28 protein-coding genes, 1 tRNA gene and 1 pseudogene are annotated in these 26257 nt (G+C 66.5%); 10 read left to right on the top strand and 20 right to left on the bottom strand.

Annotation, left to right across the window (positions count from 1 at the left end; genetic code table 11):
* Positions 1 to 64 precede the first annotated feature (64 nt).
* The 6 genes from H276_RS0106255 to H276_RS0106280 all read right to left on the bottom strand — a co-directional run bounded on the left by H276_RS0106255 (position 65) and on the right by H276_RS0106280 (position 4141).
* Positions 65 to 1525 carry a trehalose-6-phosphate synthase gene (locus tag H276_RS0106255; protein WP_019970451.1) on the bottom strand — a complete coding sequence of 487 codons (1461 nt, stop codon included), beginning with the start codon at positions 1523 to 1525 and terminating at the stop codon, positions 65 to 67.
* Positions 1526 to 1690, bottom strand: a complete 165-nt coding sequence (locus H276_RS24520; RefSeq protein ID WP_018602245.1) for a hypothetical protein — start codon at positions 1688 to 1690, stop codon at positions 1526 to 1528.
* Between the two features lie 47 nt (positions 1691 to 1737).
* A complete protein-coding gene (locus H276_RS0106265) occupies positions 1738 to 2124 on the bottom strand; it encodes a hypothetical protein (RefSeq protein WP_019970452.1) in 387 nt (128 codons plus the stop codon).
* A gap of 98 nt (positions 2125 to 2222) precedes the next feature.
* Positions 2223 to 2534 (bottom strand): hypothetical protein, encoded by a 312-nt coding sequence (locus H276_RS0106270; protein WP_019970453.1) that lies wholly within the window; start codon positions 2532 to 2534, stop codon positions 2223 to 2225.
* Positions 2535 to 2592: 58 nt separating this feature from the next.
* On the bottom strand, positions 2593 to 2937 hold the full coding sequence (locus tag H276_RS0106275; protein ID WP_019970454.1) for a hypothetical protein: 345 nt from the start codon (positions 2935 to 2937) through the stop codon (positions 2593 to 2595).
* A gap of 316 nt (positions 2938 to 3253) precedes the next feature.
* Positions 3254 to 4141: an NAD(P)-dependent oxidoreductase gene (locus tag H276_RS0106280; protein ID WP_019970455.1), complete on the bottom strand. Its 888-nt coding sequence runs from the start codon at positions 4139 to 4141 to the stop codon at positions 3254 to 3256.
* 130 nt (positions 4142 to 4271) lie between these two features.
* On the opposite strand from H276_RS0106280, the gene H276_RS0106285 reads away from it, so the two are divergent.
* Together H276_RS0106285 and H276_RS0106290 are read left to right on the top strand one after the other, a co-directional pair.
* Positions 4272 to 4886, top strand: coding sequence for a M15 family metallopeptidase (locus H276_RS0106285; RefSeq protein WP_019970456.1), 615 nt, complete (start codon positions 4272 to 4274; stop codon positions 4884 to 4886).
* A gap of 226 nt (positions 4887 to 5112) precedes the next feature.
* Entirely contained in the window at positions 5113 to 6255 is a 1143-nt protein-coding gene (locus H276_RS0106290) for a cellulase family glycosylhydrolase (protein ID WP_026356649.1), read from the top strand.
* Positions 6256 to 6284: 29 nt separating this feature from the next.
* Here the strand turns inward: H276_RS0106290 and H276_RS0106295 are convergent, their stop codons facing one another.
* Complete coding sequence (locus H276_RS0106295) at positions 6285 to 7193, bottom strand: RNA polymerase sigma-70 factor (protein WP_019970458.1); 909 nt, start codon at positions 7191 to 7193, stop codon at positions 6285 to 6287.
* Between the two features lie 122 nt (positions 7194 to 7315).
* Between H276_RS0106295 and H276_RS0106300 the strand changes: the two genes are divergently transcribed.
* Positions 7316 to 7678 (top strand): DoxX family protein, encoded by a 363-nt coding sequence (locus H276_RS0106300; RefSeq protein ID WP_019970459.1) that lies wholly within the window; start codon positions 7316 to 7318, stop codon positions 7676 to 7678.
* Here the strand turns inward: H276_RS0106300 and H276_RS0106305 are convergent.
* The 4 genes from H276_RS0106305 to H276_RS0106320 all read right to left on the bottom strand — a co-directional run bounded on the left by H276_RS0106305 (position 7675) and on the right by H276_RS0106320 (position 9682).
* A complete protein-coding gene (locus H276_RS0106305) occupies positions 7675 to 8283 on the bottom strand; it encodes a dihydrofolate reductase family protein (protein WP_019970460.1) in 609 nt (202 codons plus the stop codon). The two genes, H276_RS0106300 and H276_RS0106305, sit on opposite strands and share 4 nt — an antisense overlap.
* A 40-nt stretch (positions 8284 to 8323) precedes the next feature.
* Positions 8324 to 8728 (bottom strand): HNH endonuclease, encoded by a 405-nt coding sequence (locus H276_RS0106310; protein WP_019970461.1) that lies wholly within the window; start codon positions 8726 to 8728, stop codon positions 8324 to 8326.
* A 47-nt stretch (positions 8729 to 8775) separates the two neighbouring features.
* Positions 8776 to 8847 (bottom strand) — tRNA-Thr (locus H276_RS0106315).
* 22 nt (positions 8848 to 8869) lie between these two features.
* Positions 8870 to 9682: a hypothetical protein gene (locus H276_RS0106320; protein ID WP_019970462.1), complete on the bottom strand. Its 813-nt coding sequence runs from the start codon at positions 9680 to 9682 to the stop codon at positions 8870 to 8872.
* A gap of 127 nt (positions 9683 to 9809) precedes the next feature.
* On the opposite strand from H276_RS0106320, the gene H276_RS0106325 reads away from it, so the two are divergent.
* Positions 9810 to 10529 carry a response regulator transcription factor gene (locus tag H276_RS0106325; protein WP_018602228.1) on the top strand — a complete coding sequence of 240 codons (720 nt, stop codon included), beginning with the start codon at positions 9810 to 9812 and terminating at the stop codon, positions 10527 to 10529.
* 33 nt (positions 10530 to 10562) lie between these two features.
* Positions 10563 to 12005 carry a cell wall metabolism sensor histidine kinase WalK gene (locus tag H276_RS0106330; RefSeq protein WP_026356650.1) on the top strand — a complete coding sequence of 481 codons (1443 nt, stop codon included), beginning with the start codon at positions 10563 to 10565 and terminating at the stop codon, positions 12003 to 12005.
* Here the strand turns inward: H276_RS0106330 and H276_RS0106335 are convergent.
* The 5 genes from H276_RS0106335 to H276_RS22650 all read right to left on the bottom strand — a co-directional run bounded on the left by H276_RS0106335 (position 11965) and on the right by H276_RS22650 (position 17152).
* Positions 11965 to 12381 carry an HIT family protein gene (locus H276_RS0106335; RefSeq protein ID WP_019970464.1) on the bottom strand — a complete coding sequence of 139 codons (417 nt, stop codon included), beginning with the start codon at positions 12379 to 12381 and terminating at the stop codon, positions 11965 to 11967. The two genes, H276_RS0106330 and H276_RS0106335, sit on opposite strands and share 41 nt — an antisense overlap.
* Positions 12382 to 12475: 94 nt before the next feature.
* Positions 12476 to 13081 (bottom strand): TetR family transcriptional regulator, encoded by a 606-nt coding sequence (locus H276_RS0106340; RefSeq protein ID WP_019970465.1) that lies wholly within the window; start codon positions 13079 to 13081, stop codon positions 12476 to 12478.
* Positions 13082 to 13103: 22 nt separating this feature from the next.
* Positions 13104 to 16001 (bottom strand): thiopeptide-type bacteriocin biosynthesis protein, encoded by a 2898-nt coding sequence (locus tag H276_RS0106345; protein ID WP_196807848.1) that lies wholly within the window; start codon positions 15999 to 16001, stop codon positions 13104 to 13106.
* Between the two features lie 146 nt (positions 16002 to 16147).
* On the bottom strand, positions 16148 to 16402 hold the full coding sequence (locus tag H276_RS24525) for a hypothetical protein (protein WP_155942976.1): 255 nt from the start codon (positions 16400 to 16402) through the stop codon (positions 16148 to 16150).
* A 51-nt stretch (positions 16403 to 16453) separates the two neighbouring features.
* Positions 16454 to 17152: an EspA/EspE family type VII secretion system effector gene (locus H276_RS22650; RefSeq protein WP_019970467.1), complete on the bottom strand. Its 699-nt coding sequence runs from the start codon at positions 17150 to 17152 to the stop codon at positions 16454 to 16456.
* A gap of 336 nt (positions 17153 to 17488) precedes the next feature.
* Here H276_RS22650 and purD point away from each other — a divergent pair, with 336 nt between their 5' ends.
* Complete coding sequence (gene purD / locus H276_RS0106360; RefSeq protein ID WP_026356651.1) at positions 17489 to 18757, top strand: phosphoribosylamine--glycine ligase; 1269 nt, start codon at positions 17489 to 17491, stop codon at positions 18755 to 18757.
* 92 nt (positions 18758 to 18849) lie between these two features.
* Here the strand turns inward: purD and H276_RS0106365 are convergent, their stop codons facing one another.
* Positions 18850 to 19683: an alpha/beta hydrolase family protein gene (locus tag H276_RS0106365; protein ID WP_019970470.1), complete on the bottom strand. Its 834-nt coding sequence runs from the start codon at positions 19681 to 19683 to the stop codon at positions 18850 to 18852.
* 108 nt (positions 19684 to 19791) lie between these two features.
* Between H276_RS0106365 and H276_RS0106370 the strand changes: the two genes are divergently transcribed.
* Entirely contained in the window at positions 19792 to 20421 is a 630-nt protein-coding gene (locus tag H276_RS0106370; RefSeq protein WP_019970471.1) for a TetR/AcrR family transcriptional regulator, read from the top strand.
* On the opposite strand, the gene relZ is transcribed toward H276_RS0106370, so the two are convergent.
* Positions 20418 to 22145, bottom strand: coding sequence for a bifunctional ribonuclease/(p)ppGpp synthase (gene relZ, locus H276_RS0106375; protein WP_019970472.1), 1728 nt, complete (start codon positions 22143 to 22145; stop codon positions 20418 to 20420). The two genes, H276_RS0106370 and relZ, sit on opposite strands and share 4 nt — an antisense overlap.
* Before the next feature lie 50 nt (positions 22146 to 22195).
* Between relZ and purB the strand changes: the two genes are divergently transcribed.
* The 3 genes and pseudogenes from purB to H276_RS0106390 all read left to right on the top strand — a co-directional run bounded on the left by purB (position 22196) and on the right by H276_RS0106390 (position 24662).
* Positions 22196 to 23614 (top strand): adenylosuccinate lyase, encoded by a 1419-nt coding sequence (gene purB / locus H276_RS0106380; RefSeq protein WP_026356652.1) that lies wholly within the window; start codon positions 22196 to 22198, stop codon positions 23612 to 23614.
* A gap of 26 nt (positions 23615 to 23640) precedes the next feature.
* Positions 23641 to 23775: pseudogene (locus H276_RS24980) on the top strand (hypothetical protein); the annotation flags it as partial.
* The gene (locus H276_RS0106390; RefSeq protein ID WP_019970475.1) at positions 23772 to 24662 is read left to right on the top strand and encodes a tellurite resistance/C4-dicarboxylate transporter family protein; all 891 of its coding nucleotides are present in this window, start codon (positions 23772 to 23774) and stop codon (positions 24660 to 24662) included. The pseudogene H276_RS24980 and the gene H276_RS0106390, both read left to right, overlap by 4 nt.
* On the opposite strand, the gene H276_RS0106395 is transcribed toward H276_RS0106390, so the two are convergent.
* Together H276_RS0106395 and H276_RS0106400 are read right to left on the bottom strand one after the other, a co-directional pair.
* Complete coding sequence (locus H276_RS0106395; protein WP_019970476.1) at positions 24628 to 25506, bottom strand: DUF559 domain-containing protein; 879 nt, start codon at positions 25504 to 25506, stop codon at positions 24628 to 24630. The two genes, H276_RS0106390 and H276_RS0106395, sit on opposite strands and share 35 nt — an antisense overlap.
* A 102-nt stretch (positions 25507 to 25608) precedes the next feature.
* The gene (locus H276_RS0106400; RefSeq protein WP_019970477.1) at positions 25609 to 26232 is read right to left on the bottom strand and encodes a hypothetical protein; all 624 of its coding nucleotides are present in this window, start codon (positions 26230 to 26232) and stop codon (positions 25609 to 25611) included.
* Positions 26233 to 26257 lie beyond the last annotated feature (25 nt).

Below are 26257 nucleotides of genomic sequence, written 5' to 3' on the forward strand. Positions count from 1 at the left end.
GGTGCTTGATCACCTTGAACGTCTCGGTGCGCGGCAGCGCAGCACCGACCCGCACATAGGTGGTCTACTCCTGGTGCGCCGTGCCGGTTGTGGCCAGAGCATCGAGGAATGCGCGCGCCCAGCGGTCGACGTCGTGGGCCAGCACCTGGCGGCGCAACGCCCGCATCCGGCGTCTACCCTCCTCGGGCGTCTGCATCAACGCCGCCTCGATCGCGTCCTTGACGCCCTCGAGGTGATGCGGGTTGATGAGGTAGGCCTGTCGCAATTCGGCTGCCGCCCCGGTGAATTCACTCAGCACCAAGGCGCCGCCCAGATCGCTGCGGCAGGCCACGTACTCCTTGGCCACCAGATTCATGCCATCGCGCAGCGGGGTGACGAGCATGACATCGGCGGCGACGAAGAACGCGATGAGCTCATCTCGCGGCACGGGCCGGTGCAGGTAATGCACGATCGGGTGGCCGACCTCGCCGTACTCGCCGTTTATGTGGCCGACCTGCCGTTCGATGTCCTCGCGCATCGCGATGTAGCTTTCGACGCGCTCGCGGCTCGGGGTGGCCAGCTGCACCAGCACGGTGTCGTCACGCTTGACGCGGTGCTCGTCGAGCAGTTCGGAGAACGCTTCCAACCGGACGTCGATGCCCTTGGTGTAGTCGAGCCGATCCACCCCGAGCAGGATCTTGCGGGGGTTGCCGAGTTCGACGCGGATCTGCCGGGCCCGCTGCCGGATAGCGCGGTCGCGGGCCTTGGCGTCGAGTTCCACCGAATCGATGGAGATGGGGAAGGCGCCCACCTTGACTATGCGAGAGCCGTACTGCACCTCACCGAAACGCGATCGCACGCCAATGCTGTGGCGTGAGGTGTTCGTCCCGATGAGGCGACGCGCCAGCACCAGGAAGTTCTGAGCGCCGCCGGGCAGATGGAAGCCGACGAGGTCGGCGCCGAGCAGGCCTTCGATAATCTCGGTCCGCCAGGGCATCTGCATGAACAGTTCGACCGGTGGGAACGGGATGTGCAAGAAGAAGCCGATGGTCAGGTCCGGTCGCAGGGTCCGGAGCATCTTCGGCACCAGCTGCAGCTGGTAGTCCTGGATCCACACCGTGGCGCCGGGCGCGGCGGCCCGAGCCGTCGCCTCGGCGAAACGCTGGTTGACCTCGACATAGCTGTCCCACCATTCCCGGTGGTACTCGGGTTTGACGATCAGATCGTGGTACAGCGGCCACAACGTGGCGTTCGAAAACCCCTCGTAGTAGTTGGCCACTTCGGTGGCCGACAGTCGCACCGGGTGTAGTCGCAGATCGTCCTGGACGATCGGTTCCTCGTCGCTGTCCGGAATGCCGGCCCAGCCGATCCAGGCGCCACGACGCTTTCTCAGCAGCGGCTCCAGGGCTGTGACGAGGCCACCCGGACTGCGCTTCCACCTCGTGATGCCGTCGGGTAACCGCTCAAGGTCGATGGGTAGCCGGTTGGCCACCACGACGAAATCGGACTCCCCGGAGGCAGCTGTCAGACTGCCTTCCGGAGACATTTACGCCTCGATTTTCGACGGTCCAATACCGAGCATCGACAGGAACATCCGGCATTCGTCGGCATCGGTGGCGTAGGTGGCCACCACCCTGCGGGCCTGGCTGGCGGTGCTGTCGGCTAACGGTTCCACATCGCCGATATCGGCGGGATCAGATTTTGCAGGCATGGGACAACTCTAGGCGACCGGACAGGGCCCGGTCGCCTAGCCGCCGATCAGCCGATGGAGCCGGTGACCGTCGGGCTGCTGCCGACGGATGAGTTCGGCGACGGCTGCGAGCCCTGCTGCTCTTCGGACAGCCCGATGCATTCACCTGTGTTACCGCCGGTGCACGGGATCGAGCCGCCGCCGCCGGGCTCACTGACCGACGGCAGTGACGGGTCGCCCGTGGTATCGCCGATCGCGGCCCCGCTGTTGGGCGCCGTGTGCGGTACGCACTCACCGCTGTAGAGGTCCTCTTCCTCGCCGCCGGGGCATGCGACAGCGGGAGCCGACGACATCGTCGGCAGGGTGCTTACGGTGATCACCGGGGCAGCGGCCGCGACGACCGCGAATCCTCCAGCCAGGATCATTCGTCGCATCGAGAACGGGAAGGTCGCCATCGTCACGCTTTCTGTAGTTATTCGACTGCTTGCCGACGGATTCTACGAAAGCTTGGAGCAGTCTGCATCGGTTATCCGGGTTGTCTGGGAGTTTGAGGCTACGGGCTTGCGCTGATCGTCGAACGAGGCACGGCCGCTGGCCCTTCGGCCTCGGCGTCCTCGGCCAGCCCTATGCACTGCCCGGCGTCGCCGCCGGTACAGGGCACGCCGTCGATCTCCGGAATGTCCGGATTACCCAGAGGGGCGGAGAACGAAGACGTATTCGGCGCCATGAAGGGCGTGCACGACGTCGTGAAAACGTCCTCCTCTTCACCGTCGGTACACGTTGCATGCGCGGCAGGGGACGAGAGTAGCGCCGAACCGGCGACGATCGCCGCGAATCCGGCGACCGCAGTGAGACGTAAGATCACACTCGGCAGCTTATAGCTGCCGAGTGCTTTCCTGCACGCGCTCTGGGGATTCGCTGTGTCAGCCGATGGAACCGGTCACGGTCGGGCTGCTGCCCACGGTCGACTGCGGAACCGGTTGCTGCCCCTGCGCCTGCTGTTCCTCGGACAGCCCGATGCACTGACCGGTGTTGCCGCCGGTGCACGGGATCCCGGCGACCTGCGGGAGCTCGGCTGGTGACGGGGTGTTCGGCGCAATATCCGCGATGCACACTCCTGTGAAGGTGTCCTCGGACTCACCGTTGGGGCAGTCGGCCAACGTGGTGGCCGGCAGAGTCAACACGGTCAACGTGGGGGCGGCGACGATTGCGAACGCAAGTCCTCCCGCCACGATGAACCGGCGTGCTGAAAGCTGGGAAAAGGCCATGAGTCTTACTTCCTCTAGAGTGCCTGACCAGTTTGCTGACTGCACGGTTGCGATGGTCGCTCCATCGCTGGCCACGATGTCGCCTGGTACTGCACAGGCTACGCTCTACTAGTGGAAAGTGTCGCACGATCAAGTGCGTGAGGACGGACTGCGGCGGCCTTCTGTGAGAACACTGTCTAGTTGCTGTAGAACCGGTGAGAGGCTCCGGTATGAGAGACATGCAGTGCGCAGTTTGTTAAGTGTCGGCGGCCGTCATAGGCGGCGCCAGAGCCTCGATATCTAGCGATGCGGCAGCCGCTCGTCGGCGCCGACGGGTCTAGGCGGGATGTTCGGATCCGGCTTCCCATGCGCTCAGTGCGCCCACTGCCGACCAGTCCAGCTCGCTGCCACCGGTGGCCAGCAGGGTCAGGAACCGATCGCGCAGCAGGCTCGCCACCGGTAGTGGCACGCGCAGCGCCTCACCTGCACTCAGCACGAGGTTCACGTCTTTGAGGCCGAGCGTGGCGGCGAAACCCGCCGGGCTGAATTCCTCGCGGGCCAGCAGCCCACCGTAGGTCCGGTACACCGGGGCATCGAACAGGGTGGAGGTCAAGATCTCGAGGTACTGCTGTTTGTCGATGCCCGCCTTGCCGACCAGCGCCATCGCCTCGCCGACGGATTCGATCACCGAGGCGATCAGGAAGTTGCCGCTGAGCTTCACCAGGTTGGCGGCTCTCGGTTCCTCGCCGAGTACGAACGTGCGCTGCCCGATCGCGTCGAGCAGTGGCGTCACCGCTTCCACCGCCGCAGGCACCCCCGCCGCCACGACGAACAGCTTGGCTGCTGCCGCCGCCTCTGGACGGCCGAACACGGGTGCGCTGACGAAGCCCTGGCCGGCCTCAGCGTGGGCTTCGGTGAGGCGTTCTGCCAGCTCCACGCTGATCGTCGAAGACGAGATGTGTGTGGCGCCGGCAGGCAGTTCTGCGAGGATGCCGTTGTCCCCGAACGTAACTGATTCCACCGCGTGGTCATTGGCGAGCATGGTGATCACCGCGTCGCCATGACACGCCTCCTCGACCGAGGCCGCGGGGTGCGCACCCTTGGCGGCCAGCGCCGCCACCTTGTCGGGTGACCTGTTGAATGCCGTGACCTCGTGGCCCGCTGCGAGCAGATTGGCGGCCATGGCCGCGCCCATGTTGCCCAAGCCGATGAATCCGATCCTCATACCTCCACTTGTACCGGCTGCGTTTGGCCGGCGGGGGAAAGATGAGGTTTCCGACGGTGGCGCTGGTCGTCACGAAAGCTTTGGGGGACAGGCCCCTTGGGGGTGGCGGTCTGGATCTAGGCTGGCCGGTATGCGTCCCATCGCGTTCGGGCTGGTGCTGGCCGCGGCTGTCGCGCTGGCTTCGGCACCCGTGGCGGCGGCCGTGCCCGCAGCTGCCGCCGGCCTCGTCGACGTACGCACGGTTGTGCCCGACGCGATCGTCGACCTGCGGTATGCCACCACCGACAACTTCGTCGGCCAGCAGCTCTACCCTGCCGATGCGCACTGCCTGGTGCACGAGTCGATGGCCGCTGGGCTGGCCGCGGCCGCCGCGGCGCTACGGCCGGACCGGCTGGTGTTCTGGGACTGCTATCGGCCGCACGAGGTGCAGGTGCGGATGTTCGACGCCGTTCCCAATCCCAACTGGGTGGCGCGCCCAGGCACGTCGGCGCGCAGCCACGAGGCAGGCCGGTCGGTCGACGTGACCATCGCCGGAGTCGACATGGGGACCGGCTTCGACGACTTTTCGCCGCGCAGCCTGGCATATGCGACCGAGGGGGTCAGCCCCGCCGAGCAGGCCAATCGCGCTCGGCTACGGCAGGCGATGCAGTCTGGAGGGCTGACCGTCTACTCGGGAGAGTGGTGGCACTTCGACGGGCCCGGCGCCGCCGATCCCCGGCCGTTCCTTGACGTACCGCTCGATTGATCCAGACCGGACCCGAACGGGTGTGGCAGGGTGTTCCTCGGAATGGCCAGCAAGGCAGCAGCTTTCGCAGACAGCCACTTCTGAGGTAGCCGCCGTCGAGCGCGGGGCGGATGCCGGCCCGCGTGGGTGGCGCATCCGGCCGTGATGGATAACGATTTGAAACCTCAACGATTTCAAAGTGATACGAAACACGAAGCGTGTCCTTCGCGCACACTACGGTCACTTGGTGCACCGTCGAACGGCCTTGAAAATTCCGCTGGCGCTGGCAGCAGCCGCGGCGCTACCTGCCCTGTCGGCGATGCCTAAGGCCACCGCCGACGCCGGGCGGTGGACGGCCGACCGCGCCAACGCGTGGCACCAAGCTCAAGGGTGGCTTGTCGGTGCGAACTACATCACGTCAACCGCGATAAACCAACTCGAGATGTTCCAGCCGGGCACCTACGATCCTCGTCGGATAGACGCCGAACTCGGTGCGGCCCGCCTGCTCGGATTCAACACCGTACGGGTTTTTCTGCACGATCTGCTGTGGGCCCAGGATCGTGGTGGATTCCAAAGCAGGCTAGGACAATTCGTTGGCATCGCAGCCCGCCATGGCATCAAACCACTGTTCGTCTTCTTCGACTCCTGCTGGGATCCTTTCCCGCGGCCCGGTGCCCAACGCGCGCCCCGGCCGGGTGTGCACAACTCCGGGTGGGTGCAGAGCCCGGGCGCCGAGCGTATCGCCGACCCGCGGTACCGCCGCGTGCTTTACGACTACGTCGTCGGGGTGATCAGCCAATTCCGCAACGACGACAGGGTATTGGGCTGGGATCTGTGGAACGAGCCGGACAACCCCGCGGGCCAGTACAGCGCAGTCGAACGCAAAGACAAGCAGCAGCAGGTCGGGGCGCTGCTGCCGCAGGTGTTCCATTGGGCACGGTCGGTCAATCCCGCGCAACCGCTGACCAGCGGTGTCTGGCAGGGGAACTGGGGCGCCGGCAACCGCAGCGCGATGAGCGGTTTCCAGCTCGACAACTCCGATGTCATCACGTTCCACTCCTACGGCACCCCTGAGCAATTCGAGGCCCGCATCGGGGAACTGGAGCCGTTGGGACGACCGATTCTGTGTACCGAGTACCTGGCCCGCACACTCGGCAGCACCATCGAAGGAGTGTTGCCCGTCGCGAAGCGCCACAATGTCGGTGCCTACAACTGGGGGCTGGTCGCCGGGAAGAGCCAGACGTACTTCCCGTGGGATTCATGGAGCCATCCCTACAAGACGCTGCCGAAGGTATGGTTCAGCGACCTGCTGCAGCCTGACGGAAGACCTTATCGGGACAGCGAATACCAGACCTTCCGCAAACTGGCCAGCACTGCGGGCGTGACGTAGAACTGGAGCTGCGGTCAGCCGGTCAGCGCTCATCGAGCCGGCCGCCGGGCCAACGGGGATAGCGGGAAGCCGAGATGGTCCAGCTTGTCGGGGTTGATCACCGAGCGGATCGTGCAGATGCTGTCGCCCTCGACGTCGACGGTCAGCACGTTGATGAGCCCGCCATCGGGATCGAACATCAGCAGACCCGGCTGACCGTTGACCGGCGAGCGCTGGAACCGGGCGCCGATACCGTGATAGGCGTGCACGATGCCGGCCAGCACCCGCTGTACCCGGTCACGCCCGAACACCGGTCGCGGCAGGCCCCGGCCCGCGCCACCGCCGTCGCCGTAGAAGGCCACGTCTTGCGCCAGTAGCTCCACGAGATTCTCCAGGTCGCCGTGCTCTGCGGCGCCGAAGAACCGGTCGGCCAGCTCGGCGCGGTGCGCGGCGTCGACATCAAAGCGGCGCCGGCCCGCCTCGATGTGCCTGCGGGCACGGTTGAGGAGCTGCCGGCAATTCGCGGGTTCCTTGTCGACGATGCGGGCGATGTCGTCATAGTCGTAGGCGAACACCTCGCGCAGCAGGAACACGGCCCGCTCCACCGGCGAAAGCGTCTCCAGCAGCACCAGGAATGCCATGGACAATGAATCCGATGTCGCCACCAGTTCTGCGACGTCGGAATCGGTGGAGGTGAGCAACGGCTCCGGAAGCCAAGGGCCGATGTAGGTTTCGCGCTGCACCCGGGCCGAACGCAGGTGGTCGATGGCCAGCCGCGTGGTGATCGTGGTCAGCAGCGAGCGCGGCGAATCCGCCTCACCGCCGCGGTCCAGATAGTAGAAGTAGCGCAGGTAGGCGGCCTGCACCAGGTCCTCGGCATCGGTGACGCTGCCCAGCATCCGGTAGGCGATCGAGAACAGCAGCGGCCGCAGCTCGGCGGGGTCTTCCTGGTCGGTCATGGCACCTCCCTGTCTTCCCCATAGACGATCCGGAGAGCGCATCTGTGACACCGGCGGGCATGTCACAGCCGACGGCGGTCGTTCGTCATCAGGTCTGCACACCCAGAAGAAGGGATACGACCATGAACACCGCACTGTGGACCGCGCAACTCGTCCTGGCCGGGATATTCGCGTTGTCCGGCACCGCCAAACTCACCATGAGTCGCCAACGGTTGCTCGCCACCGGTCAGACCGGGACAGCCATGTTCCCCCTGCCGGTGGTCCGGTTCACCGCGGGCATGGAGTTGCTCGCGGTGATCGGGCTGGTGGCGCCGGGACTCACCCGAATCGGTTTGGTACTCACCCCGCTTGCGGCCGCCGGTCTGTGCGTGGTGATGATCGGCGCCGCATGGGCACACAGCCGACTGCACGAGCCGCGCAGCGTCCTGGTCAATGCCGTGCTGTTCGGGCTGGCCGCATTCGTGTTCATCGGGCGGTTGCTTTAGCGAGTGATTCGGTAGCGCACGTGCGTCGCCAACGGCGAGTGCTCGGTCTCGACGAGCTCCAGCTCATTGACCGTGGTGTCGTCGAAGATGCGTTCCCCGCGTCCCAGCAGCACCGGGATGATGTCGAGGCGCAGCTCGTCGAGTTCGCCGGCCGCGAGGGCCTGGCGGACCGCGGAGGCGCCGCCGGCGATGTCGACGTCACCGCCGCCGGCAGCGCGGGCTTGCGCCAATGCGTCGCCGATGCCGCCGGTCACGAAGTGGAATGTGGTGCCGCCCTCCATCTCGATGGGCTCGTGATCGTAGTGCGTCAGCACGAAAACCGGTGCGTGGTAAGGGGGTTCGTCACCCCACCAGCCACGCCACTGTTCACCGTCGGTGGACCAGTCGCCACGGATCGGTCCGAACATGTTACGTCCCATCACGTATGCCCCGCGAGGACGCAGCAGGCTCGCGGTCCAACGGGCGTCGACATCGTGCTGGGCCTGATCGAGGTGCCATCGATGCAGCCGCATCCCGCCCCGGCCGATCGGGTTGTCACGCGACTGGTCGGGGCCTGCGACGAAGCCGTCCAACGAGATGGACATGTGTGCGGTGGTGAAGGTCATGTACTACTAGACCGCAGGCGGGTCACAAAATCATCTGTGGCTAGTACGACTGCCCGTTGGCATACCGCTGTCGGCGGTAGTGACGTCCTCTGCCGCGGTTGCGGCTCTTGTACGTCGGCAGCTGGGAGTCACAGTTCGGGCAGATCAGCCGCAGGTTTTCCCGGCGGTTGTTCGTCGGGTCGCCGTCGATGTGGTCCAACACCAATACCAGCGGAAGCCCCTGCCATGTGGTGGCCCCGCCGCAGATCGCGCAACAACCGGATTGGGCGTTCGCGAGATACTGCCTGATGTAGTGACCGCGTTCGCCACGGACCCGAGCCTCGCCGGATTCGAGCCAGCGTTTCGTACTGGTCTCGCGCCGCGCGAGTGCCTGACATGCGTTACCGCAGTAGATCTTCTGGCTGCGCTTCGTGAGTGGGGAACCGCAGCTCAGGCAAAGCCTCATGCGTGGACAGTACGACGTGGTACCGACAGAGTGCCGCACCGGCTTTGAGCCCCCGGTCAGGATTGAACTGACGGCCTACGCTTTACAAGAGCGTTGCTCTACCACTGAGCTACGGAGGCGGACGGCGTCTATCTTAACGGGTCACATGTCCTGATCGATGACCCGCTGAGAGGCGACCACGCGGGCTGCGGTGCGGCGGCGTTGCCGGGACAGCGGGATGCGGTCGGCGATGTTGCTCAGCGGATTGACCACTGCGGTCAGGGACAGCACCGCATCGTGCAGCGTGTCGACCATCGGCGCCAGCGCTTCCAGGCCGGGCACCAGGCGGTTGAGAGTGTCGGACAGGTCGACGAGCTTGGCCAGTGGCCCGTCCGGATCGGCCAGGGTCTCCAACAGGCCGCCTTCGGCGAGCAGTTTGTCGACGACGCCGTCCTCGCGCAGCAGGCGTTCGATCAGACCGTCGTCGGAGAGCAGCTGATCGGCCAGCCCGCCGGGGGAGACGACCCGCGACAGTGCGCCGTTCTCGGTCGTCAGCCGGTCCATCAGGCCACCCTCGGCAGTGATCTGGTCGACCAGGCCACCTTCGGCCAGCGCGCGCGACACCGGCCCGGTGTCGGAGTTGAGCCGATCCAGCAGGCCGCCCGGTTTGGTCAGCTGATCGACCAGGCCGCCTGGCTGCAGTAGCTGATTGAGCGGGCCGTCCGGAGCGAGTGCCCGCCCGATCGGTGCATCGTCGTCCATCAGGTGGGCCAGTCGGTTTGCCCGCTCTACCGCGTCGTCGAGTCCGAGCAATCCGGCCACCGAAGGCTTGCCCTGCATGGGATTGGCGTCGTTGAGGGAGCGTTGTACGACGTCGAGGGTGCCTCCGGCGATACCGAGGCCGAGGTCAGCGACGGCAAGACCGACCTTGACCGGGGCGGTGGCAACCTGGACCAGGGTCTTGCCGAGGTTCATGACGCCAGTCTAGGGCCGGGTGGCCGGTGTGCCCCTGGGGGTTTTCTCGGCACTCTGGGGAAAAACTTTCAGGAAGCTCACAGCGAGCGTGCAGGATTACGTCATGCGGCAGCGGCACCATAGCGGAATGGCCATGCCAGCAGTACCCGAGAGCGTCCCTGAAGCCCGGATCCTCGTCGTCGACGACGAGGCCAACATCGTGGAGTTGCTGTCCGTCAGCCTGAAGTTCCAAGGCTTCGAGGTGCACACCGCGTCCAATGGCGCGGCCGCGCTCGACAAGGCCAGGGAAGTTCATCCGGACGCGGTCATCCTGGACGTGATGATGCCCGGCATGGACGGCTTTGGCCTGCTGCGCCGCCTGCGCGCCGACGGCATCGACGCACCCGCACTGTTCCTCACCGCGCGGGACAGCCTGCAGGACAAGATCGCCGGGCTCACCCTCGGCGGTGACGACTACGTCACCAAGCCGTTCAGTCTGGAAGAGGTGGTCGCCCGGCTGCGGGTGATCCTGCGGCGATCTGGTCGCGGCGTCGAAGAAACCCGCAATGCCCGGCTCTCCTTCGCCGACATCGAACTCGACGAGGACACCCACGAAGTGTGGAAGGCCGGCGAGCCCGTCTCGCTGTCACCGACGGAGTTCACCCTGCTGCGTTACTTCATCATCAACGCCGGCACTGTGCTGTCGAAGCCGAAGATCCTCGACCACGTGTGGCGTTACGACTTCGGTGGCGACGTCAACGTCGTCGAGTCCTATGTCTCCTACCTGCGCCGCAAGATCGACACCGGTGACAAGCGTCTGCTGCACACGCTGCGCGGGGTCGGCTACGTGTTGCGTGAGCCGCGCTGAGCATCCTCGGTTCAGCGGCATACTTCATGAGTGGTGTTAGACCGGGTTAGCCGCGCGCGTGGGCAGGGTGTGCCCCTGCGGGTCGGGCTGGTTGCCGCCGCACTGGTGCTGGTGGCGTGCGGCCTGCTCGGGTCGGGTATCGCGGTCACGTCGATCATGCGGCACACCGAGGTCGACCGGATCGACCAGACATTGCTCGACGCGTCGCGCAGCTGGGCGCTGGAACCGCGCCATGCGCCGTCCACGCCGACGGAGGGTCCGAACCCAGCCCGACCGCCGTCGAACTTCTACGTACGTGGTGTCGATGAGGACGGTCGCACCTGGATCGCGATCAACGATCGGGAGGCCGAGCCCGAACTGCCCGACGACAACGACGTCGGGCCGGCCCCGGTGACCGTTGGGTCGATGGGGGGCTCCCACATCCAGTGGCGAGCGATGACGGTGCACTCTTCCGACGGTTCGCTCACCACGGTCGCGATCGACCTGTCCGACGTGCAATCCTCGGTGCGCGCGCTGATCTGGTCGCAGATCGGGATCGGTGCTGCCGTGCTGCTGGTCCTCGGCATCGCCGGCTATGCGGTGGTGCACCGCAGCCTGCGTCCCCTCGTCGAGGTCGAACAGACAGCTGCCGCGATCGCCGCAGGGCAGCTCGACCGTCGTGTCCCCGAACGTGATCCGCGGACCGAGGTCGGTCGACTTTCGTTGGCGCTCAACGGAATGCTCGCGCAGATTCAACGCGCGGTGGCGTCGTCGGAGGCCTCGGCCGAACAGGCGCGTAGCTCCGAGGAGCGCATGCGGCGCTTCATCACCGACGCCAGCCACGAACTCCGCACACCGCTGACCACGATCCGCGGTTTCGCCGAGCTGTACCGGCAGGGCGCCGCGCGGGACACCGAGATGTTGATGGGCCGCATCGAGAGCGAATCCCGGCGCATGGGCGTGCTCGTCGAGGATCTGCTGCTGCTGGCGCGTCTGGACGCGCAGCGGCCGCTGGAACGCCGCCGCGTCGACCTGCTGACGCTGGCCACCGATGCCGTGCACGACGCGCAGTCCATCGCGCCGGACCGCAAAGTGTCCATGGAGGTGTTCGACGGTCCGGGGACACCGGAGGTGCTCGGTGACGATGCTCGGTTGCGGCAGGTGCTCGGCAACTTGGTGGCCAATGCGCTGCAACACACGCCGGAGACGGCGGGCATCACGGTACGGGTGGGCACAGAAGGGGACAACGCGGTGTTGGAGGTGTGCGACGAAGGTCCGGGCATGAGCCAGGAGGACGCGCGGCGAGTCTTCGAGCGGTTCTACCGGGCAGATACGTCGCGCACCCGGGCCAGCGGCGGTACCGGGCTGGGCCTGTCGATCGTGGATTCGCTGGTATATGCCCACGGCGGGACGGTGCGGGTGGTCACCGCTCCCGGCCAGGGCTGCCGCTTTACCGTCAGCCTGCCGCGGATTGCAGATCTGCCAGCGCGGCCGTGATCTTGGCCTGGGCCTCGTCGAGGGACTCCGGCGAGGGGCTGTTGTCGACGTGGGCGAACCCGAAGTCGGACAGGTTGTAGGCGGGGAACACGTGCACGTGCAGGTGGGGAACCTCCAGGCCGGCGATGATCACGCCGGCCCGCTCCGCGCCGAAGGCTTTGCACACGGCTTTGCCGATCAGCTGCGACACCCCCATCACCCGGCCGAACACGGCGGGTTCGATGTCCTGCCAGTTGTCGATCTCGGCGCGGGGCACGACGAGGGTGTGGCCCTGGGTCATCGGGGCGATCGTCAGGAACGCGACGATCTCGTCGTCGGAATACACGAATCGGCCGGGTAGTTCGCCGTTGATGATCTTGGTGAAGACGGTCGCCATGCCCCGAGCATAGTGAGCGCCGGGCCGATCGGATCAGCCGATCATCCCGGACATCTCGCGTGTTTGCGACGCGATCTGCCCGGCTGCGCCGACATCACTCGGTGAGTCTGGTCGTTGCTGGCTCTCCGAGGACGAGACCGACCACATACGTGAGCTTGTCGGCGATCTGGTGGTACGTGCCGGCGCCACTGCCGGCATTGACCAGTGCGCCGAAGAACGCCATCTCCAAGACCGACACGATGCGTGGATCAGCGTCCGGGCCGACGGCGGAGTGGATCCGGTTGTGGATTTCGGCGCCGATGCGGTCGCGAACGGTGCGTACCGCCGGCTCGCTGCCACCGCCGAGCAGCGCTGCCGTGCACGCCGCGGCGACTTCCGGTTCGTCGGCAACGACCAGCGTCAGGGCGCGCAGGGTCTTGTCGAGGCGCGTCGCCATCGCGTCGTTGGCATCGGTGCAGAACGGCACCTTGCTGACCAGGTAGAGATAGACCTCGGCGATCAGATGGTTCTTCGACGAGAAGTAGGTGTAGGCAGTCGCCGGCGCAACCTTCGCGCGGGCGGCGACGGCGCGCACCGTGAGGTCGGCATACGACGATTCGCGCAGCATCCCGATCCCGGCAGTCAAGACCTTGCGAAAAGTTTCTTCCTGCCGACGGTTGCGCAGCGTTTCTGTGACTGCCGCCACGGCGTTGCTGGACACATGTCCAAGTTATCAGTGGAGTTCACCGATGCCGTTCCCGGCGGTTTCGTTCGGTCTTGACCAGCCACATGGCGGCGAACTCCTCGTGTCTCCGTAGGCCGAGCCGGTTGCACAGCAGGTGGCTCGCGCTTTGTAGCACGGCGGGCGTCAGCACGGCGTCCCGCTGGGCCGGATCGGCCCAGAACTCGCGCAGGGTGGCGACCAGGTCGTTGTCCGCGTCGATTTCTGGGTGTTGTTGGCGCAGCGCGGTTTTGATCTTGTGTACCGATGCGCCGAGCTCCCGGCCGTAATTCGCGACCGCGGCGTCGATCACCTCGTCGACGTTCACCCGGCTCGGGTCGAGACTGTCGAGCCACTGAGTCAGGACGCCGGCGGCGGCTTCGACGCCTGGCCTGATCGGCGCAGCGGAGGTGGCCGGGGTCGGGGAGTTGAAGTCGATGATCGGCAGCATGGTGACGATGCGCTCGGTCTCTCGACAGAACAGTCGTTCGTAGCACGGGAAGCTTCGGGGTCCGCCGTAGCGTTCGAGTTCGCGGTGGTAGACGGGGATCGCATAGTCGCCGATGCGCCCTGCCAGGCGAGCGTCAGCCAGCCATGCCAAGACGGCGGCGAGTGCGGTAACCGGGCGTCGTACCCGCAGGCGCAGCTGGTCCCGGTCTTTTTCTCGGTAGCGCACGAAGTACCAGTCCCCGGCGAGGTCGGGGAAGGCGTCGGCGAAGGCGCACAGGATGCGATCGTGGGAATTGCCGGCAGCGGTGATGGCGAACGCGGTCCACGGGCCCCCTGGCATCAGCAGCCGGTGCTCATCGTCAGCGGGGACGTGCGGTGGATGGCTGGTCAGGTCGGGCTCGACCCGCGACGTCCCGGGAGCGGCGACGGTCACCACCGCCTCGGCGGTGTGCGTTGCCGCCCGGCAGTCGCCCACGACGCCCATCTGGTCCGGCCCCGGGGCACGGTACAACCAGTGGTTGCCTGCGGTGATTTCGTCGAGCAGCAAGTCGAGGTGCAGCGGGTGTTGGGTGTCTAGATGCAGCTGGTTGTCGTACGGCCCGACGCGGACATGGCGGCTGATGCCGGTCGCGGCAATCCAGTCCCGCAGTGCAGTCTGGGTTCGGTCCGCGGTCGCCGGGTAGCGCCACCGCTGCTCGGCCAGGGTGACACCCCGGTATCGCACTGCGGGAAGGTGGTTCAAGATCGTCTCGGCCTCGCCCCAGGACCAGAACGGCACCCGGATCCCGGCATCGGATATCTCCTGTAGTAGCCGGATGGCTTTGGCCGAAGTGCGGGTCGTGGCCATGTTGAGCTGACGCATGCGCACCGGTGTGCCGTCGGCCAGCACGGTCCGCACGCGCCCGTCCGCGTAGCCGAGGTAGATGTCGGCGAGGGTGAGCACCGGGCCGGCCGGGCGGTGCGGACGCGCGTTGACCGCGAGTGTCGCCGGATACAACTGCGCTGTCGCGGCGACCTCGTTGACGGAGTCCGTTCCGGCGATGTAGTCGACACCGCAGAGGATTCCCCGGCCGCCGGCGTTGTCGGCCCACCAGGCGGTGTCGAACTCCACCCAGCGCTGCGCGAAGTCCCGCGCCCGGGGCACGACGGCGGTGAAGCGTCCGATGGCGGAACCGCCGGGAAAGCCGAGCCCGGCGACAGTCGCCCGCAGGCCCGTCGGCTCCCGGTGGAGCTTGAGCATGACGTCGAAGCTGCTGGGCATGCCGTCGGGTTCGGGGAAGCCTGCCAGGTCGGCGTCGGTGAGGTCCACGACGTCCAAGCCCTCGGATGCTGCCTCGTGCAGAAGCCGGGCGATCAGGTCCCGACGCCGCTCGACAGCGGGGACGTCTGTGACGGCGGCGTGCGCGACGGCCTCGTGGGCCCGCGGGTAGCCGATTCCGAGTTCCTCGTCGACCGCGGTCAGGAACGGCACCAGGGTGTCGCCGTACCGTTCCAGGAATCCGCCGCTGAACTCATCGAGCGCAGGGGTCGCCGGCAGGTGCGCCATTGTCGCCGCGAGGGCTGTGATGGCATCGCGGGCCGCGTCGACGATCGACGCGGGCACCTGCCCGGACGCATCGAGTTCCAGGTCGACGTGCACATCGCGTTGGACACCACCTGTCGAAAACAGCCGCAGCAGCGCGTCGAGGCTGCCATCGTCGACCGGGACAGCCGCCGCGGAGTACCGCGCGACGGCAGCTCGTATTCGGGTGGCGCCCTCGACGGTGTCGGGCACGCGCGCCAACGGGTCGCCGTCAAAAGCGGAGTGCTCCGCCTCACACAACAAGACCTCGGCCTGCAACAGATCGCCGACCAGCTTCCGCGCCTTCGCCGCGCCGGCGGCGGGGTAGGCGTCGGCGACCCGCTGCTCGATGTCCTGTCGCGTCGCGGTGCCGGCCGCGGTGTCGACGGCCAACCGGGCGGGCCCCGTGGCCCTGATCGAGGCCAGGGTGTGGGTGTCGTCGACGCCGCGCATGACGGTGACGACCAAGCGATCGGCGCGTTCGACCAGCGCTGGGTTGGGGTACAACCGAGCCTGCGGTAACGCCCGCGCTTCTTCCAGCAGACGCCTGGTGACCGCGCCGGTCGCCCGGACGTGTCGGATGTGGGACTTGCCGAGCACCGGGGGCCCATCGCCGACCGGCAGTACCGCCACCCCCGCGAACATGCCGAACGGTGTGCATCTGGTGCTCAGACGCAGCGCATACTTCAACAGTCCCTTATGCAGGCGCTTGCGCTTCTTCACCGGCGTGTCGGTTCCCGAAGACGAAAACAGTTTGTCGACCTGGGCCGACAGCACCGGGCTGGCAAGCTGCACGGCCTCACGGATGCCATCGGCCGTCCACAGCCGCGCGATGGCGTCGAGGTCACCCCACGTACCGGGGGCATCGGGATAATCGGCCACCGTTCCCAGCGAACACCGAATGATCACGGTGTCGGAGAGTGCGCCCAAGTCTGAGCAAGAATTTTGCCTACGCCGATCGGTCATTCAAAAAACTGTCAGATTAGAGTCCCGGGCGCACGGCCGGAATCAATAGAATGATCACGCGGTCGATTGCATACTGAATCCGCCAATGTTTAAGCATGGTTACGTTCAAGCTTTGTCCTGGATTGACGATTCCCGGCCGCAACATAGAGCAATAGGTTGATCACGGTGAGTACCGCAAAAGGATAGCCCTGGGCCCAGCGCGTGGCCGGAATCAACAGAATAAACACGCAGATTGCGGCTAATAGGATTTTTCGTCCCACTGTCTCCCACAACCCACGACGAATCACGAATACAAGCAGAGCGCCGTACAACAGTGGCGGCAGAATCCACCAGTAGTCAAGCATGGTTACGTTCTTCCTATCTTCGTCGCAGTAGGCGTATCCGTGGTTCGTTACTTACTTGCAATGCTTTCCGTTCGATCCACCACCGTGAATCGTGTAGGTAGCAATCGTGATCTGAACGACCGTAAGGGTGGCGTTTATGCAGTCGGTACCAGAATCGGTCAAGCCCGCAGGTACCGGCCCGCCGGGAGGACCCTGTGCGCGGGAGTACTGCGTATCCAGATCAAAATCATCGTGGCTGGCTGCAACGGGCCTGGTCTTGGCCCCAGCGATTTCGTCGTATTCCTTGCCGATGCCGCGGATGCGCTCACCGATCGCGCTCATCTCGCTGTTCGACTGTTGGATTACGTCGCTGATCCGACCGAGGCCCTTGCTGGCGATGGCGAGTTTGACGTATTCACCGGACTTGTCGTTGGGTGCTGATGCCGCCGCGCTGGTGACCCAGTTGCGGATCTGGTCGAGATTTTGCCGGCCTGCGGTAACCACGGCTGCCGACCGGTCGACCTCGGCGGCCATCCGCCGATCGAGATCGGCGAGCTTGCCGTAGACCGCCGCATGCTGCTGGTTCTTGGCGGTGTAGGCGTCAGCGGCGGAACCTTGCCACCGCGAATCGGGAGTCGCGGCCTCGGTAGCCGATTGCATCTGGCGCAGTTGCGGGCTGCGGTCGAACTCCGCGCCGCTCTGCGGTACGCCGGAGCCGAAGGTGTTCCGGGCCTGATCCCAGGTCGAGTAGAAGGCGTCGAGCGCGCTCATTACCTCAGTCTAAGGGCGGCGCAGTGGCCGCAATGACAGCAGATCCGGCCCATCGTCGCAGGTAGGCGCGCAGTGCCTCGCCGGTGCGTGGTGGCCGGCGACCCCGCGCGGCACGGAGCTGGCCCGCACCTGCGAAATTATCGCCAGCTACCGGTAGCCGACGTGGCGCTCCGGCTCGTCGAGTTTGCTGATGTTGGGGATCCGATCGGTGACCTCGTTGCGGATCAGCTTGATCTCCATGCGGGCCGGCTGGCGCTGACGCATTAGTGCGCGCTGTTGCCGCCGATGCCCAGGGTCCGGCGTATGCCCGGTGGCCTGCCGCTACGCTTGACCACCGTGCGCGTCCTCGTGATCGGATCCGGTGCCCGTGAACACGCCCTGCTCTTGGCTCTGCGCCGGGACCCGGAAGTCGAGGAGTTGGCGATCGCCCCCGGCAATGCGGGGACGGCGATCATCGCCGACCAGTACGACGTCGATGTCACCTCGGGGGAAGCGGTCGTCAAGCTCGCTCAGCGGCTCGAATCGGATCTGGTTGTCATCGGTCCCGAGGTGCCGCTGGTGCTCGGTGTCGCCGACGCCGTGCGCGCGGCCGGGATCGCCTGCTTCGGCCCGACGAAGGATGCGGCGCGTATCGAAGGCTCCAAGGCATTCGCCAAGGACGTCATGACCAAGGCCGGCGTCCGCACCGCGAGCAGCGAGATCGTCGACAATCCCGGCCACCTCGATGCGGCGCTGGACCGGTTTGGCCCGCCCGCGGGCCAGGCCGCCTGGGTGGTCAAGGACGATGGCCTGGCCGCGGGCAAGGGGGTGGTGGTCACCGCCGACCGCGACACCGCGCGGGCACACGCCGCCGGCCTGCTCGACTCGGGCCACCCGGTGCTGCTGGAGTCGTTCCTCGACGGCCCCGAGGTGTCGCTGTTCTGCGTGGTCGACGGGGAGGCCGTGGTCCCGCTGCTGCCGGCCCAGGATTTCAAGCGCGTCGGCGACGGCGACTCGGGACCGAACACCGGAGGTATGGGCGCCTACTCGCCGCTGCCGTGGCTGCCCGACGCCGTAACCACGCAGATCGTCGACGAGATCGTCAAACCCGTTGCCGCCGAACTGGTTGCGCGCGGCAGCTCGTTCTCGGGCCTGCTCTATGCGGGCCTGGCCATCACGTCGAACGGGCCCGCGGTGGTCGAATTCAACTGCCGCTTCGGCGATCCCGAGACACAGGCGGTGCTGGCGTTGCTGGAGTCACCGTTGGGACAGCTGTTGCGGGCAGCCGCGACGGGCCAACTGGCATCGTTCGATGAGTTGCAATGGCAGGACGGTTACGCCGTCACCGTGGTGGTGGCCGCCGAGAACTACCCGGGCCGGCCCCGGGTCGGTGACGTGATCACCGGATCGGAAGCCGACGGCGTGCTGCACGCCGGTACCGCGCGTCGCGACGACGGCGCAGTCGTCTCCTCCGGTGGCCGGGTGCTGTCGGTGGTGGGCACTGGCCCTGACCTGTCGGCCGCTCGCGACGCCGCGTACTCGCTGGTCAAGTCAATCAAGTTGCCGGGCAGCCACTTCCGCACCGACATCGCTCTCGCCGCAGCCGAGGGACGGATCAGTCTGTAGGGCTCACCCTCTACCGCGAGCAGACGCTGCGGTCCCGGAAACGCCGCGTGTCGCGGACCGCACTGTCTGCTCGCGGTAGAAGGTGACCGGAATTACGCCACGAGCAGCGGAGCCATCCAGGCGATCTCGGCGGGCAACTGCTGGCTCCAGAATGCCGAGTCGTGCCCGCCGGGGGAGAATCCGCCGGCCGGATGATTCGGCAGCTGCGCGATGAACTGCTGAGTAGCCGAATAGAATGGATCGCTTGTGCCGCAATCGATTCGGATGGGGATCGACCCCAGCGCGGGCAGTCCCCACACGGTATTGGCCGCATAGTCGTCGGCGCCGTCGAAGGCACCTGGCGCGGTCGCGCCGGACGACGTCCACAGCGCCGGGCTCACTGCGCAGATTGCCGCGGTGCGTGCCGGTCCCAGCCGAGCGCCGAGCAGGAGCGCACCGTACCCGCCCATCGACCACCCCAGAAAGCCCACCCGCGAGGTGTCCAGGCCTTGGTCGCCGAGCATCGGAATCAACTCGTTCAGCACCATCGCGCCGGAATCCTCACCTGAAGCGCGTTTGTGCCAGTAACCGCCGCCACCGTCGACGGCGACCACGGCGAACGGCGGGATCCCGGCCGCAACCGCTTGGGCCAGACCGGATTCCACGCCTCCGGCCATCACCTCCGCGGCGTTGGAACCCTTGCCGTGTAGCGCGATCACGGGTCGAAGCTTGCCGGTCTGCCCGGGTGGTCGGGCGATGGCCCAGTTGGTGTCGACGCCTCCGCGCGCTGCGGACGTGAACGATCCGCTGGCATAGGTGGGTGCGGCGGCGGGCGGATCGGCCATCGCGGGAGCCGACGCCAGGGCGGACCCCAGCGTGTAGGCGCCGGCCGCACCGGCACCGAGGCGCAGCAGGGCGCGACGGTTCAAGTTGGGCATGGCGGCCATCTTGCCATCGCGCCACGGCCACCGGCCAATGGCGTCGTCACCCGACGAACCTGTGTAAAGAATGATGATTAGCCGAAAGCCCGATGGCGGGTCGGCTCGACTGGCAGCATGCTACTGGTGACGGCAGCAGTCACTCCGAAGGGGGAGCGTCGGCGGTGCGCCCTCGTCAGGGCGGCCGCTGACCTGTTGTGTGAAGGCGGATTCGACGCTGTCCGGCACCGCGCGGTGGCCCGCCGGGCCGGCCTGCCGCTGGCGTCCACCACCTACTATTTCTCCTCCCTCGACGACTTGATCGCCAAGGCTGTCGAGGACATCGGAAAGCGCGAAGCCGAGCAGCTGAAGGCAGGCGTGGCCGCGCTGAGTCGTCGTCGCCGCGGCGCCGAATCCACCGCCGACGTACTGGTGGACCTCTTGGTCGGGGAGTCCCCGGAAACCCGGGTGACCGAGCAACTGATCTCCCGCTACGAACGTTACATCGCGTGCGCGCGCCAGCCCGGGCTGCGCGACATCCAGCGCCGAATTCGTCAACAGCGCACCGAGGCGGTGGTCGAAGTGGTCGAACGGTCCGGCCGCGCGGTGCGCTCCGAACTGCTCACCGCGTTGGTGTGCGCAGTGGACGGCGCCGTCGTCGCGTCGCTCATGGACGAAGGCGACGGTCCCCGCGCCAGTGCCCGAGCGACGCTCATCGATGTCATCGACGTGCTCGCCCCGGTCGACGAACGGCCCGTGCACATCTAAGAATTATCGCGCAGCTTCTCAATCCTGTTCTGCAGCAATTCCGTTCGGTGCGCATTGCCGTCCAGGCCGATATAGCGGTCGCCGTACACCGCGAGCAGCGCGTCGTCCAGACGGCGCACGGCGCCCGCCGGGAACCGGTAGCCCATGGCGTCGTTGACCTCGTCGGCGTTCACCGAGTCCAATACCTCGGTCAGCGCGTCCGGTGAGGTGATGCCCAGTTCCAACAGCAGCCCCGAAATCCAGCCGTAGTGGTCGGTGCGCGACCAGCCCGCATCTGCATAACGGTTGCCCAAATACGTTGCCAGTACCGGCGTGGGGATGCGCGAATCCGCTGTCCAATCGGACTCCTCTTCGGTCACGCTGGTGCGCAGCCGCTGGCGGATCGCGGTGAACTCCCGGTCGGCCAGCTCAAGGAGCCCGGCGGCGAGGGTGAAGCGGCGATCCAGGTCGGCGCCGTGCTCGGCGGGAATCTGCCCCTTGTAGCGCACGTCGTGCTCGAACTCGGCCCATGCGTGCTGCAGCACCGTGCGCACCTGGATCGATGCCGGCTGCTGTTCGCCCTCGACGCCTACGAGCAGATGTCGGCTGGCGTAACCCCAGCGACCTTTGCGCGCGGTCTGCAGACCGATGTCCTGGTCGTCCAGTAGACGCATCTCCGTGGCCAGCAGATGGGCCACCGTGTCGACGTCCTCGCGCAGGTAGGTGATCACCCGCAGCCCGATCTGATCGGTGATCTCCACCAGTGGATCGGTGTAGAGCCGCTTGCCGTCGACGGTGCGGTCCACCTTGGCGGCGAACGATTCGACGCTCTTGGTCCGTGCCCTGACGCTGAGGTAGTTGATGCCCGCGTCGTCGAGCAGCCCCGTCACCAGCGCCAGGTAGTGCTCGGTGGACGTGACCAGGGCGGGCCGCCGTTCCCGGTACTCGGCGACGGCGTTCTGCGCGGTCATCGGGGGCGGGGTCGCAGGCTGGTCGGCGGGTGTTCTCTGCGAGCCCAGGAGCCGGTTGGCCGGTAGTGACGGGGTGACGATGTAACCCGCCTTGGCGTCACCGTAGACCGTCACGTCTTCTGGCCGGTGATACCAGTACAACCCGATGTACGCGCAGATCAGGGCGTCTACGGGGTCTTCGTCGCGGTCCAGCTGGCCTGGCCGGGTCGCGGCTTCCACCCGCTTGCGCAGCTCGACCCAGCTGACGTTGCGGTTGGCCCGCAGCCGCGGTGTCGCCTTGTCGAGCTCCTCGACGTGGGTCGTGAGTCTCAGCAGCTCACGCCGGCGATCTTCGAAGGCGCCGCGCTTGTATTTGAGGGTCTTGTCGAGCCCGAACAGCACGACCGTTGCGGGGTGTGGGTAGACCTCGATGGCGCGTCGGTGTGACGACGAGGCGGGGTCCACATCGAGGCCCAGTGCGGACGCGATGCGTGCTGCGCGCGGGTGCTTGAACTCCGGCCGTTCGGTGAATGCGGGGCGGGCCCCGGCGTCGAACCGCTGAAAGTCTCGGTTGAGCGCCCGCTCGCACGGCCGGTAGCCCTCCGCGTTCTTCACGATCAGCGGCGCATCGATGGACACCAGGCAGTCGCCGCTGACATACGGTTTGATCGTCGCAGCGATGCTCTCGTCGTCCTGCGCCACACCGACGTGGAGAACCCGCCCGTCGGAGTCGATCGCGGCGACACCGGTCTGATTCTTCTCGCCCCATGCGAGGTCGAGTCCGACGAAGTGCATCCGTCCACTGTCTCATTGGCGTGTCCGCCCGGACCGTAAGCTGTGTGTTCGTGACGATTCCGAATGTTCTGGCCAACCGCTACGCCAGCGACGAAATGGTCGCGATCTGGACGCCGGAGGCCAAGATCGTCGCGGAGCGCCGGCTGTGGGTCGCCGTGCTGCGCGCGCAGGCAGAGCTGGGCGTCCCGGTGCCCGACGGCGTGATCGACGACTACGAGCAGGTACTGGACAACGTCGACCTGGCTTCGATCGCCGCGCGGGAACGGGTGACCCGACACGATGTGAAGGCCCGCATCGAGGAGTTCAACGCACTCGCCGGCCATGAGCACGTCCACAAGGGCATGACCAGTCGCGACCTCACCGAGAACGTAGAGCAACTGCAGATCCGCAGTTCCCTGGAGCTGGTGTTCGCCCACGGTGTGGCGGTGGTGGCGCGGCTGGCCGAGCGTGCCGTGGTCTACCGCGACCTGGTGATGGCCGGGCGCAGTCACAACGTCGCTGCGCAGGCAACCACGCTGGGCAAGCGGTTCGCCTCGGCGGCCGAAGAAAGTTTGGTGGCCCTGCAGCGCGTCCGTGAGCTGATCGACCGGTACCCGCTGCGTGGCATCAAAGGGCCGATGGGCACGGCGCAGGACATGCTCGACCTGTTCGACGGTGACACCGGCAAGCTGGCCGAACTGGAACGTCGCGTCGCCGAATTCCTGGGATTCACCGACGTTTTCACCAGTGTCGGGCAGGTGTATCCCCGGTCGCTGGATCACGACGTGGTGTCTGCGCTCGTGCAGTTGGGCGCCGGACCGTCGTCGATGGCACACACCATCCGGCTGATGGCCGGGCACGAATTGGTGACAGAGGGCTTCGCTCCGGGGCAGGTCGGCTCGTCGGCCATGCCGCACAAGATGAACACCCGGTCCTGTGAGCGGGTCAACGGACTGCAGGTGGTGCTACGCGGCTACGGGTCGATGGCGGCGGAACTGGCTGGGGCGCAATGGAATGAGGGCGACGTGTTCTGTTCGGTGGTGCGTCGCGTCGCACTGCCCGACGCGTTCTTCGCCATCGACGGACAGACCGAGACCTTCCTGACCGTCCTCGACGAATTCGGTGCTTACCCGGCGGTGATCCAGCGAGAGCTCGACCGTTACCTGCCGTTCCTGGCCACCACCCGCATCCTGATCGCCGCGGTGCGCGCCGGGGTCGGTCGCGAAGCCGCCCACGAGGTGATCAAGGAACACGCGGTTGCGGTGGCGCTGGCCATGCGAGAAAAGGGTGCGGAGCAGGATCTGGTCGACCGGCTGGCCGCCGATCCGCGGTTGCCGCTGGACCGGGTTGCACTGGAGACGGCCCTGGCTGATCGACAGGTGTTCACCGGAGCCGCGGGCGCACAGGTCGATGGGGTGGTGGCCGCCGTCGACGACCTGGTCAGCCGTTACCCGGAGGCCGCCAAATACACCTCGGGTGCCATCTTGTGAGATTGGTGGATCTGACCGATCTGGGTAAACCCAATCCGCACTTGGGTTTCGGATTTGGCGTCCACTACTGCCGCGGTGCCCACGTGGCCCAGCTGGAGCTTCGCCTGAAGCGCAGCAGTCGGCATGCCGGCAGGCATCTGGTGGTGGAGCTCGCGGCGTGAAAGCCGAGGTGTTCGCCTCGGTCATGGCGACGGGCATCGTCTCGATCTCCGCCGCGAACCACGGTTTCGGTTTTCTCAGCATTGCGTTGGCGGCTCTGGCTGCGGTCGGGCTGCCGGTGCTGATGTATCTGGTAGCCACGCGCCGGCGATCGTTCGATCTGCGCGACATCGACACCGTGGTCGGATTTTTCACCTATGTGGCGGCGTGCACGGTGCTGGCCTCGCGATTCGACGAGTACCGCGTGGCGGTATGGGGGCTGGGCACATTGGGGCTGCTGGGATGGCTGTCGCTGGTCCCTCGGCTGCTCCGGAGGATGTGGCAGCTAGGCCCGGCAGGATTGCGGGACCGGGCGCACGGCACCTGGGAACTCGCCAGCGTCGCGACATCGGGACTGTCCATCGTGTTCGTCGCCGCCGGAATCGTGTTCTGGGCGCTCATCTTCTGGATCGTCGCACTGGCTGCGTACTGCGTGATGACGGCACTTATCGCGTGGCGCGCATTGGGGGAGCCGGAATCTCGGCGCAACGTTCCGCCCGATCACTGGATACTGATGGGCGGCCTCGCAATCGCCACGCTGGCCGGTGAGCATATTCACGCCGCTCTGCACCCGGGCCCGCTCGCCGACGCGGTACGCATCGTCACCATCCTGACGCTGGCCGTCGCGACAGTGCAGATCGTGCCCCTGGCCATCACCAGTTGGCGTCAGATGCTCGACTGGCCGGCGGTGTTCCCGCTCGGCATGTACGCGGCGGCCAACTATGCCATGGAGCTCGGAACCGGTTGGCAGCCGCTGGCCAGCGTCTCAGTGGTGTTCTTCTGGATCGCCTTGGCGGCGTGGCTGGCGGTGGTGGTCATCGTGGCTCGCCGGCTGTACGCGACTCGATAGCGAAACGGACCTCGGCGAGCACCCTTTGCGGGTACTCGGTGAGATCCAGCCAGGTGAACCGCAGCACCTGCCAACCCATCAACGCGATCTCGTTCTGCTTGACCCGGTCTTTCTGGAAGTCGTCCTGATCGTGGTGGAAAGCCCAGCCGTCGGTTTCTATGGCGATCTTGTGCTTGAGAAATGCCACGTCGATCACGAATCTGCCGAGGCGATAGTTGGCTTTCCACCCCGTGATCCGGGCCTCCCGGAGCAGTTTGACGAGCAGCCGTTCGGCCGCTGAGCGGGCCCCGTCGGCTGCGGCCTGCAGCAGTAGGCGTGCTGCGGGGGAGCCGTGTCTGCCCTTGTTGCGGATGTGCACCCGCCACAAGTCCTTCAGCTCCACATGGCGCTGCAAGGCGGAATCCATCAGTTTGGCTCCACCGCCTCGCCTGGCCGCGGCTTCGACGACGGTCAGCGGTAACGAGGTCACGCGAAGACCATGGCGCTCCACGACGTCGGTGGGCCACAGGTCGCGGCGGCGCATGCGAATGTCCTGCCTGCGAGGGTGATGACTGTCCCTGGGAACGGTCACCTCGACTGTTTCGGGTGGGTACTTCGTCACGCCATGCCACCACGCCGCTGCGAGCCCACTGGCCGTTGCCATCGACCCGAGCGACCACACCGCGGCCCGCACCCGCGCGGCGTCCGTGAAAGGACGGTCGTCGGCGAAGTACACGCCGGGCGAACATCTCAGCCATCGCCCCGACCGGACCCTCCGGTTCACCGCGTCTTGACTCAGGCCTGCCTGCTTGGCTTGGGACAGGGTGATCACGCCGTCGTGATCCCGCAGAAAGTCGTCAAGCACATCCGATTGGACGGTGTATGGCTGTCAACCGGTTCCCACCCCAGTGATTTGTGTGCGTCTACCGGCGGTGGGCGCCGCCAAACGCACACAAATCACGGGAGATCATTTGAGGCGACGCAGGCGCATGCCCGCCGAGCGCAATTCGAGGGCGGCGAGACCGCGGATGGCGCGTGGATCCTCGCGTCGCCACGCGCCCACCGGGTCGTCGGACACGTCGGTCAACTTGGACAAGGGGCGGTTGGCCAGGGCGCGCAGCGCCAGCAGTTGCTCGCCCGCCGCGGTGGAGGCGAGGGTGATCGCGGTCCATTTGCGCCGGAAGAACCGTCCCCGCAGGTAGAGCCACGGCATCGCGACGAACAGGATCGGCGCGGCGGCCACGGCCAGTGCCAGCACCCAGGCCAGCCAACTGGCCGTGGAGTCCAGGCTGCTGCCGGCTCCGGCGATGTCGAGCGCCGCCTGGCTGGCCGCTCGCAGCGGCTGGCTCAGGGTGTCGCCGACCAGTGGGATGTGGTGGGCGCTGTCACCGGCTGAATCAAGATTGTCGGCCACGCCGTTGGCGCCGTCGTGCACCTGGCGGCCCACCGTCGCGATGGTTGCGATGGCGGAGTGCACAGCCATGCCGACCAACACCCACACCGTGATCCACACCACCACTGCGATGTCACTGAACAGCTGCGCCAACAATCGGCCGGGTCTGTGGGCATACGGCAGGTACCGCGATCTCATGGCACAGATCCCAACACATAGGCTG

The organism is Mycobacterium sp. 141, assembly GCF_000382405.1.
Classification (GTDB): Bacteria; Actinomycetota; Actinomycetes; order Mycobacteriales; family Mycobacteriaceae; genus Mycobacterium.